The 13,661-nt window shown below is 65.3% G+C and carries 11 protein-coding genes; 1 reads left to right on the plus strand and 10 read right to left on the minus strand.

Translation table 11 applies throughout. The features are described from left to right. Positions 1–157 precede the first annotated feature (157 nt). From bluB to ACIBJI_RS04790, 6 genes are all read right to left on the minus strand, one after another. On the minus strand, positions 158–802 hold the full coding sequence (gene bluB, locus ACIBJI_RS04765; RefSeq protein WP_396957079.1) for a 5,6-dimethylbenzimidazole synthase: 645 nt from the start codon (positions 800–802) through the stop codon (positions 158–160). A gap of 248 nt (positions 803–1,050) precedes the next feature. Continuing rightward, a complete protein-coding gene (locus ACIBJI_RS04770) occupies positions 1,051–2,298 on the minus strand; it encodes a fatty acid desaturase (protein WP_364343955.1) in 1,248 nt (415 codons plus the stop codon). Between the two features lie 99 nt (positions 2,299–2,397). After that, positions 2,398–3,813 carry a fatty acid desaturase gene (locus tag ACIBJI_RS04775; protein WP_364343952.1) on the minus strand — a complete coding sequence of 472 codons (1,416 nt, stop codon included), beginning with the start codon at positions 3,811–3,813 and terminating at the stop codon, positions 2,398–2,400. Positions 3,814–3,895: 82 nt separating this feature from the next. Then, on the minus strand, positions 3,896–5,053 hold the full coding sequence (locus ACIBJI_RS04780; RefSeq protein ID WP_364343949.1) for a ferredoxin reductase: 1,158 nt from the start codon (positions 5,051–5,053) through the stop codon (positions 3,896–3,898). A 95-nt stretch (positions 5,054–5,148) separates the two neighbouring features. Then, the gene (locus ACIBJI_RS04785) at positions 5,149–5,706 is read right to left on the minus strand and encodes a DUF6912 family protein (RefSeq protein ID WP_364344568.1); all 558 of its coding nucleotides are present in this window, start codon (positions 5,704–5,706) and stop codon (positions 5,149–5,151) included. A gap of 7 nt (positions 5,707–5,713) precedes the next feature. Next, on the minus strand, positions 5,714–7,126 hold the full coding sequence (locus ACIBJI_RS04790) for a wax ester/triacylglycerol synthase family O-acyltransferase (protein WP_364343946.1): 1,413 nt from the start codon (positions 7,124–7,126) through the stop codon (positions 5,714–5,716). 586 nt (positions 7,127–7,712) lie between these two features. Between ACIBJI_RS04790 and secA the strand changes: the two genes are divergently transcribed. Beyond that, entirely contained in the window at positions 7,713–10,541 is a 2,829-nt protein-coding gene (gene secA, locus ACIBJI_RS04795; RefSeq protein WP_364343943.1) for a preprotein translocase subunit SecA, read from the plus strand. Between the two features lie 71 nt (positions 10,542–10,612). On the opposite strand, the gene ACIBJI_RS04800 is transcribed toward secA, so the two are convergent. The 4 genes from ACIBJI_RS04800 to aroA are packed head-to-tail and all read right to left on the minus strand — an operon-like array spanning position 10,613 to position 13,483. Next, positions 10,613–10,879, minus strand: a complete 267-nt coding sequence (locus ACIBJI_RS04800) for a type II toxin-antitoxin system RelE/ParE family toxin (RefSeq protein WP_364343940.1) — start codon at positions 10,877–10,879, stop codon at positions 10,613–10,615. After that, positions 10,876–11,154 carry a type II toxin-antitoxin system Phd/YefM family antitoxin gene (locus ACIBJI_RS04805; protein WP_364343937.1) on the minus strand — a complete coding sequence of 93 codons (279 nt, stop codon included), beginning with the start codon at positions 11,152–11,154 and terminating at the stop codon, positions 10,876–10,878. The genes ACIBJI_RS04800 and ACIBJI_RS04805 overlap by 4 nt, the downstream gene beginning before the upstream one ends. A gap of 35 nt (positions 11,155–11,189) precedes the next feature. Then, complete coding sequence (rsgA, locus tag ACIBJI_RS04810) at positions 11,190–12,176, minus strand: ribosome small subunit-dependent GTPase A (protein WP_364344565.1); 987 nt, start codon at positions 12,174–12,176, stop codon at positions 11,190–11,192. Further along, complete coding sequence (aroA, locus tag ACIBJI_RS04815) at positions 12,173–13,483, minus strand: 3-phosphoshikimate 1-carboxyvinyltransferase (protein WP_364343934.1); 1,311 nt, start codon at positions 13,481–13,483, stop codon at positions 12,173–12,175. Before aroA ends, rsgA begins: the two co-directional genes overlap by 4 nt. Between the last annotated feature and the right edge of the window lie 178 nt (positions 13,484–13,661).

A 13,661-nucleotide genomic window follows, 5' to 3' on the forward strand; every position in this document is an offset into this window, starting at 1 on the left:
GCGTCGGTGTCGTACCCGGCTCATCTCCCGCGGACCGGCGGGCAGGCCCGCAGCTCTCAGCTCGGTCGACCGGCCGGGGTTGCATTCTCGAGCATTTGTCGAGGGGAGTCGGATGTTGCTGGCGCAGCCATTTGACTACGCTCGGTGAGCATTCGACTCAGCTCGGTGGCGTGCGGAACGTTTCCTGGTGGACGGCGTCGGTGAGGGCGCGGCCGGTGCGCCAGCCGAGGCGTTCCAGGTCGGGTACCTGTTGGAATTCGTGCACTGGGCCGACGCACAGCCAGGCGACGGGGCGGATGCTGTCGGGTAGGCCGACCAGATCGGTCAGGAATTCGGCGTCGTAGAACGAGACCCAGCCGACGCCGACCTGCTCTGCCGTGGCGGCCAGCCAGAGGTTCTGGATCGCGAGAACCGCTGAGTAGATGCCGGTTTCGGGGACGGTGGCGCGGCCGAGGACCTGCGGGCCGCCGCGGTCGTGGTCATAGGTGACGACAATGCCGGTGCCGCTCTCGGTAATGCCCTCGATCTTGATCGGTTCGAAGGTTGCCGCCCGCTCCGGCGGCAGTGCATCCCGGAATTCGATCCGCTTCTGTGCGACGTGATCGGCGAACTTGCGCAGCGTCGCGGTCTCGCGCACCACCACGAAGTCCCACGGCTGTGAATTGCCGACACTGGGCGCGCGATGCGCGGCATCGAGGATCCGCCACAGCGTCGCATCCTCGACGAGGTCACCGGTGAACTCGGCCCGCACATCCCGCCGCATCCGGATGGCCTCGTAAACGCTCAGATCTTCAGCACACACGGCCCCAGTCAACCAGCCGCAACCTTTCGCTCTCGCCGACACCCGAGAGGATGCGCTTGCGCGCCAACCTGCACCCCGGCTGACTCGGGCCGCACGACTCGTCAACGGCTGCCCGCGCTCACCGGCTGTGGCCGTCGTGACAGCATCCGGCTACAAGCAGCCGGATGCTGTCGGTACTCGCTTCCGGATACTCGAAAGACTGAGGCGCCCACGGACTTCCGTGGGCACCTTCGCCTACGAACTGTGCGTCAGCCAGCGGCGACGGCCCGCCGGGCGAACCGGCGGCGGCCATCCTTCAGCGCCGTGCGCAGGCCGCGCCGCTTACCGGTGACCGGATCGAAGCTCGGCATGATGGCGCCGTCGAATTTACGCTCCGAGGCGGTCTCGGGGGCGTCGTCGGCGGTCGCGCGCAGGTACTTGTTCGGCAGTGCCAGCTTCAGGATGGTGCGCCAGGCCTTGAAGTACTGCACCGGAAGCGAACCGGTGGTGTAGGGCAGGTCGTACTTCTCGGCCAGGGCGCGCACCCGCACCGCGATATCGGCGTAGCGGTTGCTCGGCAGATCCGGGAACAGGTGGTGTTCGATCTGGTGGCTCAGATTGCCGGTCATGAAGTGCATGACCGGACCACCCGAGATATTGGCGCTGCCCAGCATCTGGCGCAGGTACCACTGGCCCTTGGATTCGCCGTCGATATCGGCCTTGGTGAATTTCTCCGCGCCGTCGGGGAAGTGGCCGCAGAAGATCACCGCATTGGTCCAGACATTGCGGATGATATTGGCGGTCAGGTTCGCGGTGAGCGTCGAGAAGAAGGCGGGCCCGGTCAGCAGCGGGAACAGCAGGTAATCCTTGCCGACCTGCTTGCCTATCTTGACCAGCACCTCGCGGCGCTTGACCTCGAATTCGGCCCGCTGCGGCGAACCCTCCTTCAGCCGGTGCACCTTGCCCAGCTCCAGATGCTGGATCGCCACGCCGTATTCGAAGAACAGCTGCAGCAGCAGGTTGTAGGCCGGATTGCCGATATTGAACGGCTTCCACCGCTGATCCCGGGTGACGCGCAGCAGGCCGTAGCCGATGTCGTCATCCATGCCGAGCACATTGGTGTACTTGTGGTGCAGATAGTTGTGCGTCTGCTTCCAGTGCTTGGACGGGCCGGTGTTATCCCATTCCCAGGTGCTGGAGTGGACCTCCGGATCGTTCATCCAGTCCCACTGCCCGTGCATGACGTTGTGCCCGATCTCCATGTTCTCGATGATCTTGGCCGTGCTGAGCAGGGCCACACCGGCGAACCAGGCGGGCGGCAGGAAACTGGCGAACAGCACCGCGCGGCCGCTGATCTCGAGCGCACGCTGCAGTCGGATGACATTGCGGATATACCGCGCGTCCCGAGCACCGCGCGTGGACTCGATATCGCGCCGGATCGCGTCGAACTCCGCACCGAGCGCCTCCACATCGGCTTCGGTGAGGTGCGCGTATTCCTTGACATCCGAAATCGCCATGGTGGTTACAGTACCGTAAGTTACGAGACCGTAGGTTGCGAGGTGTGTCTCCGGAGTGTGGCAAATCCCCCATTGCGAATGCGGCTGGGGGATGCTAGGTCACTTACGGCGGCGGATGCGGCGGATCGCCCGCTCGCGCATGGCCTTACGCTGCAATGTCGCCTTCTCCTGACGGGCCTTTTCCTGCAGCGCCAGCTTGGCCTCGCGCAGCACTTCCTTCTCGTGCCGCGCCGTCTCCCGCAGCACCACCTTGGCCTCGTTGAGCGCCGAACGCAGGCCGCGCCGCTTACCGGTCTCGGGGTCGACGGGCAGCCAGTGCGTCTCGTTCCACTTGTCGGCCCAGCGCTCGGCATTGGGCATCGACGGCATGGCGGGCAGTGAGATACCTGCGAACTTGTGCTCCGAGGAGGTCTCCGGTGCGTCATCGGCGGTGCGCTTGAGGAAACGGTCCGGCAGTGCGAGCTTGTGGATGGTCCGGAAGGCCAGCAGATACTGCTTGCCGAGGGAGCCGGTGGTGTAGGGCAGGTCGTACTTGTCGCACAATTCGCGGACCCGCTCGGCGATTTCCGGATACCGGTTGCTCGGCAGGTCGGGGAACAGGTGATGTTCGATCTGGTAGCAGAGGTTGCCGCTCATGAAGGCCATCGCGGGTCCGGCCTTGAAGTTGGCGCTGCCGAGCATCTGGCGCAGATACCACTCGCCGCTGGTCTCGCCCTCGAGCTGCTCGATGGTGAATTTCTCGGCGCCATCGGGGAAGTGGCCGCAGAAGATCACCGCATATGCCCACAGGTTGCGCACCAGGTTGGCGGTCGCGTTCGCCTTGAGCGTCGACATGAAGGCCGGTCCGGTGAGCGCGGGGTAGAACAGGAAGTCCTTGGCCACCTGGCGGGCTATCTTGCGGGCGAACTCCTTGTTCGGCTCCGACATCCGCTCCTTGGGCGGCGTGCCGGAGAGCTCCTTCTCGATGCTCAAGTCGTGCAGCGCGATACCCCATTCGAAGGTGGCCGCGAGCAGGATATTGGCCAGCGGCTGGATCAGATGGATCGGCCGCCACTGCTCGTCGCGGGTCATCCGCAGGATGCCGAAGCCGAGATCCTCATCCTTGCCGAGCACATTGGTGTAGGTGTGGTGCGAATAGTTGTGCGCCCGCCGCCACTGCGCCGAGGGCCCGGTCATATCCCATTCCCAGGTGCCGGAGTGGATTTCCGGATCGTTCATCCAGTCCCATTGCCCGTGGCTGACGTTGTGCCCGAGCTCCATATTCTCGATGATCTTGGCGACCGACAGGAGCGCCGTCCCGGTCAGCCAAGCCCACCGATTGCGGCTGCCGAACAGCACCGCGCGCGCTAGCACTTCCAGGCCACGCTGTGCCGCGATGGTGCGCCGGATGTACTTTGCGTCACGCTCGCCGCGGGACAGTTCGACGGACCGCCGAATGGAATCGAGTTCCTGCCCCAGTGTTTCGATGTCAGCCGCCGTGAGATGGGCGAACGCTTTGATATCGGCGATGGCCACCGGGGTCCTTTCCCTGACTGAATTTATCTCGAGGGTACCTGGCGGATCCCCCGGGGACGGTGCGTCTGCGAGTGTCGGTGTCTCAGATGTCGAGTGTGCAGTCGCCCGCTGCGGCCGAGATGCAGGTCTGCACCTTGTCACCCTCGCGGCGCTCGTCACCATTGCGCAGATCGCGGGTATGTCCGGAAGTCAGTGTGATGACACAGGTTTGGCAGATGCCCATCCGGCAGCCGAACGGCATCTGCACACCGGCGGATTCGCCAGCCTCCAGCAGACTGGTCGCGCCGTCGACCTCGACAGTGCGCCCGGTATTGCCGAATGTCACGGTGCCGCCCTCACCCACGGCGGAGCGCTCGATCTCGAAGCGCTCGACATGCAACCGGTCGCTGATGCCCGCCTCGCGCCAGTGCTGTTCGATCTCGTCGAGCATGGCGGCCGGACCGCAGGCCCAGGTCTGGCGCTCGCGCCAATCCGGGAATTGTTCGTCCAATGTGGTCAGGGAGAACCGGCCCTGCTCATCGGTGAGGTGCAGATGCGAGGAGAAACTGGGGTGGCGATCGTGCAGATCGCGCAGTTCGGCGCCGAACATCACATCGTCACGGGTGCGCGCGGAGTGCACGTGCACCACATCGGTGACCACATCGCGGCGATCCAGCGCGCGCAGCATGGCCATGACCGGGGTGATGCCGCTGCCCGCGGTGAGGAACAGCACCTTCTCCGGCGGCGGCGACGGCAGCACGAAACCGCCCTGCGGTGCGGCCAACCGGACGATGGTGCCCGCGGCGACCCCGCTGACAAGGTGGCTGGACAGGAACCCCTCGGGCATCGCCTTGACCGCGATGGAGATCAGGCGCTTGCCGCGATGTTCCGGATCGGTCCAGTTCGGCGGGCAGGTCAGCGAGTAGGAGCGCCAGTGCCAGCGGCCGTCGACCAGCATGCCGATACCGATGTACTGACCCGGCTCGTATTTCCAGTCGAAGCCCCACCCCGGCTTGATGACCAGGGTGGCCGAATCGGCGGTTTCCTTGCGCACCTCGACAATTCGGCCGCGCAGCTCACGCGCCGACCACAGCGGATTCGCCAGATGCAGATAGTCGTCGGGCAGCAGTGGCGTGGTGACGCGCGCGACGGCGCCGCGCAGCACGTTCAGCCGTCCACCGCGTTCGGCGACGTCCGCCGCCGGAGCCTCCAGCCACTCCCGGACTGTGCGCACCGAGAGTGCCGCTTTTTTCAAGACCATTGCCGCCGTTCGTCTCCCTGTCGTAGCGACCGGTGAGGCCGCCTCGCAGCCAGGTTACGGCATCGTAGGTTACTACGTGACGTGTAGGTTGCCCGTCACAGTAATTCGAGCAGGAACGGCAATTCCTGGGCCGCGTACCAGGCCAGCTGATGGTCCTCGGCATCACCGAGCACGAATTCGGCATCGGCATCGCCGAGGTCGGCGGCATCGATGACATCTACCGCCTTGGCTACCTCGGGTTCGGCCTCGGCCAGGTCGACGTGCACCGACGCGATCCGGTCGTAACTGATCGATCCGGCCAGTCGGACCACTGCGTCGTCGAGATCGGGGCGCAGCTTCGCGCCGGTCACATCGGCGGCGATTACCGCGCGTCGATAGACCGGGCTGTGATAGGTCGTGGCGGTGTCGTCGGCGTCGGTGTCCTCGTCGTCGGACGCCTCGGTGGCCTCCTCGCGCTCGGCGGCCAGTAGGCGCAGCGAGGCCCGCGCAGCCTCGGCCATCGCCACCTCGGCCAATTCATCGTCGTCACCGGAGGCGTAGGCCTCGCGCAGCGTCGGCGTGACCGCGAAAGCGGTTCCGCCGGTCGGTCGCAGTTCCCGGTTCGCGACGAGCTCCCGCAGCATCGGCACGGTGGCGGGGATATAGACCCGCATGATGTTCTCAGACGCAGGCACCGAGCATCTCCTCCATGGACTCGTGCACCGACGCGGCCAGCACGCCGATATCGGCCATCGCGTCGCGGTCGGCATTGAGTCCGTAGAAGACGCGTCCGTCATAGGACGTGATCCCGATGCTCGAGGCCTGGTTGCGCAGCAGCGGCGACACCGGATACATCTCCAGCATCCGCGCGCCGCCGATATACATCGGGGTCTGCGGACCCGGTGCGTTGGTGATCACCAGATTGAACGTGTGCTCTGCGAACGTACTCGCCGCCCGCACACTCATCGCATGCAGGCTCGCCGGAGCGAAGCCGGCAAGGTGCACCAGGGTGCGCGCCCGCACCCCGCGCCGATGCTTGATATCGGCCTCGGTGGCATGGGAGATGTGCGATAGGCGCATCACGGGATTCGGTTCGCCCACCGGCAGATCGATCAGGAACGAGGAGACCTCGCTGGCGGGTTTCAGCTGGTCGTCGATGCCTTCGACATAGACCGACATGGGCACCACCGCGCGCAGCACGGTCGATTCGGTGAGTGCCTCACCGCGCGAGAGCAGCCAATTGCGCAGCGCCCCTGTGACGACGGCCAGGATCGCATCGTTGATCGAGCATTCGAAGCGCTTGCGGATCTTGCGGTAGTCCTCGAGATCGGTGCGCACCACATCGAAGCGGCGGTTGCGTGAGGTCTTGGCGTTCAATGGGCTGTCCGGTGCGCCGATGGTGGCCGCACGCACGGCCGAAACCATCGAATCCACCGCCTTTCCCGCGGCCTCGACCACCGAGAACGCCTGCGCGCTCGCATCGCGCGCGACCTCGAGCGCCTCGCGCGGCTGCGCGGCCAGGTGGGTGAGCGCGCCGATCATCAGTTCCATCTCGTTGGGTTCGCGTGGGGCCACCCAGGCGTCATCGGCGATACCGCGCGGTGATGCGCTGGTATCGAGGATGACGTGCCCGATCTCGAGTGCGGTATCCCCGTCGACGAGCGCCGAATGGGTTTTGGTGAAGATCGCGGACCGGCCCTGCGCCAGGCCCTCGATCAAATACATCTCCCACAGCGGGCGGCTCTGATCGAGCGGTCGCGACGCCAGCCGCGCCACCAGATCGTGCAGCTGGCCGTCGTTGCCCGGAGCGGGCAGTGCGGAGCGGCGGATGTGATAGGTGATATCGAAATGGCTGTCCTCCACCCAGACCGGGCGGCCGAGCGCGAACGGGATTTCGCGCACCTTCCTGCGATAGCGGGGGACCAGCGAAAGCCTGCTCTCCACCAGATCGACCAGTCTGTCGTAGTCGAGTGCCGTTTCCTCCTGTGCGGAGTCGCTACCTCGGACGATCGCGAGAGAGCCGATATGGATCGGATTGCTGCTCGACTCGAGCCGATAGAACGACGCGTCCTGCGGCGTCAATCTCGTGATCACGCTGCCCGGTGCTCCTTCCGATGTGGCTCCCACCCGAGCCGTCTCACCGCCCATTGTGGTCGCCCACAACGGTTCGTCCTGCCCCCTGTGGCATATCCAGCGATATTCGCGCATCCCTTTACCCACGCTTGGTTCCGTGGAAGGCTGCCTTGGATCGAGACCGGAGGAACTCGATCCGCTCACATTAATCGGGTGCCGTATAACGGATGCCTTTGAGCCGCGCTGCCCTTTGGTGTCGTCACGTGCCGTCGGATAACGGGTTGCCCCTGGTAGATCAGGTTCACGGCGTCCGGCACGACGGACGACTCATATCGTATGACACCCGCGCTGAAACAGGTTCCGGTCCAGCGGATTCCCACCCGCTCCGACGGCCGACACACGGGTACGGTGAGAAGAAACGGCTATCGCCTCGGCGGTAGCGGCGGATGCGGCGCGATGTCGCTGGTCATCGGCACCTACCATGGATGCCGCATTACCATGAAGCGTGCTGCGGATTCCGCCGTGCTCGGCGGGGGCCATGTGCACACTGCCCGCCCAGGGTGACGGCCGAACATTTGACACACCGACCAGAGGACTGACGAGACCCGTGCCTGCGCTGACACTGACGAGGTTGCTACGGATTGGTGAGGGACGCACGGTCAAGCGGCTCGCCCATCTCGCGGAAGAGGTCCTCGCGCTCGGGCCCGAGGTCGAGGAGCTCACCGACCACGAGCTGCGTGCCAAGACCGACGAGTTCAAGGACCGCTACGCGGACGGCGAATCGCTGGACGATCTGCTCCTGGAGGCGTTCGCGGTGGCCCGTGAGGCGTCCTGGCGGGTGCTGAACCAGAAGCACTACAAGGTGCAGATCATGGGTGGCGCGGCGCTGCACCTCGGCAATATCGCCGAGATGAAGACCGGTGAGGGCAAGACCCTGACCTGTGTGCTGCCCGCCTACCTGAATGCGATCTCCGGCGACGGCGTGCACGTGGTCACGGTCAATGACTACCTGGCCAAGCGTGATGCCGAGTGGATGGGCCGCGTGCACCGCTTCCTCGGGCTGAGTGTCGGGGTGATCCTGTCCGGTATGACCCCGGCCGAGCGTCGCGAGTCCTACAACTCCGACATCACCTACGGCACCAACAACGAATTCGGCTTCGATTACCTGCGCGACAATATGACTCACTCCCTGGACGATCTGGTCCAGCGTGGGCACAACTTCGCCGTGGTCGACGAGGTCGACTCCATCCTCATCGACGAGGCCCGCACGCCGCTTATCATCTCGGGTCCGGCCGACGCCTCCTCGAAGTGGTACGCCGAATTCGCCCGCATCGCACCGCTGTTGAAGAAGGACCTGCACTACGAGGTCGACATCAAGAAGCGCACCATCGGTGTGCACGAGGCGGGCGTGGAGTTCGTCGAGGATCAGCTCGGCATCGATAACCTCTACGAGGCGGCCAATTCGCCGCTGGTGAGCTACCTGAACAACGCCATCAAGGCCAAGGAGCTCTACCACCGGGACAAGGACTACATCGTCCGCGACGGCGAGGTCATCATCGTCGACGAATTCACCGGCCGCATCTTGGTCGGGCGCCGCTACAACGAGGGTATGCACCAGGCGATCGAGGCCAAGGAAGGCGTCGAGATCCAGCCGGAGAACCAGACCCTGGCCACGATCACGCTGCAGAACTACTTCCGCCTCTACGACAAGCTTTCCGGAATGACCGGTACCGCCGAGACCGAGGCCGCCGAGCTGCATCAGATCTACAGCCTCGGCGTGGTCCCGATCCCGACGAACAGGCCGATGGTCCGCGCGGACCAGTCCGATCTGATCTACAAGACCGAAGAGGCCAAATTCGCGGCCGTGGTCGACGATGTCACCGAACGGCACGAGAAGGGCCAGCCGGTGCTGATCGGTACCACCAGCGTCGAGCGCTCGGAGTACCTGTCGAAGCAGTTCACCAAGCGCGGCATCGCACACAACGTGCTGAACGCGAAGTTCCACGAGAAGGAAGCCGAGATCATCGCCGAGGCCGGTCGCCCGGGCGCGGTCACGGTCGCGACGAATATGGCCGGTCGTGGTACCGACGTCGTGCTCGGCGGTAACCCGGACATCATCACCGACATCATCCTGCGCAAGGAGGGTCTGGATCCGGTTGAGACGCCGGAGGAGTACCAGGCCGCCTGGTTGCCGACGCTGGAGCGGGTCAAGGAGCAGACCGCCGAGGACGCCGACGCGGTGCGCGATGCCGGTGGTCTGTACGTGCTCGGCACCGAGCGGCACGAATCGCGGCGTATCGATAACCAGTTGCGCGGTCGTTCCGGTCGTCAGGGTGACCCGGGCGAGTCCCGGTTCTACCTTTCGCTGGGTGACGAGTTGATGCGGCGCTTCAACGGCGCCGCCCTCGAGGCCATCATGACCAGGCTCAACCTGCCGGATGATGTGCCGATCGAGGCGAAGATGGTCTCCAAGGCAATCAAGAGCGCGCAAACCCAGGTCGAGCAGCAGAACTTCGAGATCCGGAAGAACGTGCTCAAGTACGACGAGGTGATGAACCAGCAGCGCACCATCATCTACGGCGAGCGCAACCGGATCCTGCGCGGTGAGGATATGGAGGGCCAGGTCCAGGAGATGATCACCGACGTGGTCACCGCCTATGTCGACGGCGCCACTGCCGACGGCTACGTCGAGGACTGGGATCTGGACAAGCTGTGGAGCGCGCTGAAGACGCTGTATCCGGTGAGCCTGGATTACAAGGAGTTGACCGGTGAGACCGGTGTCGGCGAGGCGGGCGACCTGACCAAGGACGAACTGGTCGAAGCGCTGCTCGATGACGCGCACAACGCCTACGAGAAGCGTGAACAGCAGATCGACGGTCTGGCCGGCGAGGGTTCGATGCGCAATCTCGAACGCCAAGTGCTGCTTTCGGTGTTGGACCGCAAGTGGCGCGAGCACCTCTACGAGATGGATTACCTCAAGGAGGGCATCGGCCTGCGTGCCATGGCGCAGCGCGATCCGCTGGTGGAATACCAGCGCGAGGGCTTCGATATGTTCGCCGCGATGCTGGACGGCCTGAAGGAGGAGTCGGTCGGCTTCCTGTTCAACCTGCAGGTCGAGGTGCAGCAGCCGCAGCCCGAGGGCGTCGGGATCGATCCGGGCCTGCGCTCGCCGGTCGGCGCCGCCGCGCCGCGTCCACTGCCCACCCAGGAGGCGCCGGTAGCCAATGGCGCGCCGGCGGCGTTGCGCGCCAAGGGGATCGGTGATTCCCGGGCCAACAACGGCTTCCACTACTCGGGGCCGGACGAGGGCGGCCACGCCGCGGTGCACAGCGACGTCGAGGAGTACGGCGACGGCGCCACCCGCCGTGAGCGTCGCGAGGCGGCCCGCTCGCAGGCCAAGCCGAAGCGCGCACCGAAGTCGCGTCGTCGGCACTGACCATCAATTCCGAAGGCGCGCTCATCGACTCGAGGTCGATGAGCGCGCCTTCGCCGTGTCCGGTCCCGTATCTAGCGCTCGTAGATGTCGCGACGGTGTCCGGCGGTGATGACGAGAATGATCAGTTTGCCGTCATCGACCTCGTATACCAGTCGGTAGTTGCCGACTCGTAGCCGGAATCCTGGGCGACCGGTGAGACCTCTGACATCTACCCCATCACGTCGGTATGGGTCATCGCCCAGCAGCGTGAGCGCGATCAACAGGCGCATGGCATCGGGATGCGGGATATTTCGTAGTGCACGACGCGCTGCTGGGGTCCAGCGGAATTCGTATTTCACGCCGTGCCTTTATGTCCAGCATCGAGGATCTCATCCATCATTTGGCCTAGCGTGATGTGTTCTGGTTCACCACCTTCAGCGAGCGCCTCGTCGGCCATGCGTCCGAGTTGCTCGTCTTCCCACTCTTCGAGCTTGGCGAGCATGTACAGCGGAATCACTGCGGCTGCGGGTTCTCCGGCACGCGTGATGACGGTCACGTGCCCATCCTGTACTGCGGCGTTGATGACGGCAGGGAGCTGGGCTCGAGCCTCACGGATGCTGAGCTGATCTTCCACATCTGGAGTGTACACCGAACTGTGTACACGAGAAATTACCAGGATTCGTTGGTGTTCAGCGCGGTCAGTAGCAGGCGGATGGCGGCAACACGGCGATCCTTGCCGGGCAAGGTATCCAGGGCGCATTCGGGATCTGCGGGGGGACCGAGATGGGTGCAGCCGCGTGGACAGTCCTCGATGGCGGCGGCCAGATCGGTGAAGGCGGCGATGACATCGTCGGGCGTGATGTGGGCCAGCCCGAAGGAGCGGACACCAGGTGTGTCGATGACCCAGCCGCTCTGCGGGAGCGGTAGGGCGACGGATTGGGTGGAGGTGTGTTTGCCCTTGCCCACGCCCGAGACCTCGCCGACCGCCCGATCCGCATCGGGCACAAGGCGATTCACCAGCGTGGATTTGCCGACGCCGGAGTGGCCGATGAAGGCGGTGAGGCGGTCGGTGAGCAGATCCAGGACCGGTGCTATGGGGTCGTCGACGCCGCCATAGATGATGGTGAGGTCGAGATCGTCGAAGGCGGCGGCGAATTCGGATTCGGCGGCCAGATCGTGTTTGGTCAAACACAGAATCGGTTGCAGCCCACCGGCATACGCGGCGACCATGGCGCGCTCGACGAAACCGGTGCGCGGCGGCGGATCGGCGAGGGCGACCACGATGAACAGTTGTTCGGCATTGCCGACGACGATCCGTTCGAACGGATCGGTGTCATCGGCAGTGCGGCGCAGGACGGTTCGGCGTTCGCCGACGCGGACGATGCGGGCGAGGGTATCGGGTTTGCCGGACAGATCGCCGACTACGTCGACCTGATCGCCGACGACGATCGGCGTGCGGCCCAGTTCCCTGGCCCGCATGGCGACGATCAGTTTGTCCGGATCGCCGCCGAGCACGCAACCCCAGCGACCACGGTCCACCGAAACGACCATGGCCGATTCCGCATCATTGTGCTGCGGACGGGTTTTGGTGCGTGGACGAGACGACTTGCCCGGGCGCACCCGGACATCCGACTCGTCGTAATCGCGTCGTCTCAGCGGGCCGCTCCCTGATCAGTGAGCGTGGGATCGAGCATCTGCTCCCACAGGCCGACAAATCCGGGCAGCGTCTTCGCGGTGGTGCCGATATCCTCGATCGCCACACCGGGCACCCGGAGTCCGAGAATCGCACCGGCCGTTGCCATTCGGTGGTCGGCATAGGAATGCCAGTTGCCGCCGTGCAGCGGGGCCGGGGTGATTTCGAGTCCGTCCTCGGTCTCGGTGACATTGCCACCGAGCCGGTTGATCTCGGTGGACAGCGCCGCGAGCCGATCGGTCTCGTGCCCGCGCAGATGGGCGATACCGCGCAGCCAGGACGGCGAATCCGCAAGTGCCGCTAGGGCGGCCACCGTCGGGGTCAACTCGCCGACATCGTGCAGATCGATATCGATACCGGCCAGTCGCTCCGGGCCGCGCACAGTCAGGACACCGTCGAACCGGGTGACCTCCGCGCCCATGCGCACCAGGATCTCTCGGATCACGTCACCGGGCTGTGTGGTCAGCCGTGGCCAGTGCGGGATGCGGACCTCGCCGCCGGTGACGGCGGCCGCGGCCAGGAACGGCGTGGCATTGGACAGATCCGGTTCCACATCCCAGTTCACCGCGCGGATAGGGCCGGGTGCGACGGTCCAGGTCTGGGCTTTGCGGCTGTCGGCGGGGGCATCGACCGCGACGTCGGCGCGCCGCAGCATCTCCACCGTCATCTCGATATGCGGCATAGAGGGCAGCGCCTTGCCATCGTGATGCACCACGATGCCCTCGTCGAACCGGGCCGCCGACAGCAGCAGGCCGGAGACGAACTGTGAGGATCCGGAGGCATCGATGGTGACCGCGCCGCCACGCAGCGCGCCCTTGCCGTGCACCGTGAAAGGCAGTGCGTCGCCCTCGATATCCGCGCCGATCCGGCGCAGTGCCTCCAGGATGGTGCCGAGTGGGCGAACCCGGGCCTGCTCGTCACCGTCGAAGGCGACATCACCGGTGGCCAGGGCCGCGACCGGCGGCAGGAACCGCATGACTGTGCCGGCCAGGCCACAGTCGACGTTGCCGCCCTGCAGCGGCGCGGGCGTCACGGTCAGCGTTTCGGCGTCGCCCTCGATCCGCGCGCCCAATGCGCACAGCGCGCCGATCATGAGTTCGGTATCGCGGCTGCGCAGCGCACCGGAGATGGTCGAGGGACCCTCGGCGAGTGCCGCCAGGATCAAGGCCCGATTCGTGATCGATTTAGATCCGGGCAGGGTCACGGTCGCGTGCACGGGGACATCGACATGGGGCGCTGGCCAGAAACTCACCCGTCCATCTTCACCCATCGCGTCACCGGACACGCGGGCTGGGCTGTGTTTGATTTGCCGCGGCTGCGCCGCGGCGGGTTCGCGGCCCCCTGGTGTCTCGCGTCCGAGCCGTCGAGACTCGCGACTTCGTCGCATGCGCTTCGACGGCTCGGACGCGAGACGGGCCGCGAACGGTCGCTCGTAAGACTCGCTCCGT

Origin of the sequence: Nocardia sp. NPDC050408 (genome assembly GCF_044458905.1) — a bacterium.
Taxonomy (GTDB): Bacteria; Actinomycetota; Actinomycetes; order Mycobacteriales; family Mycobacteriaceae; genus Nocardia.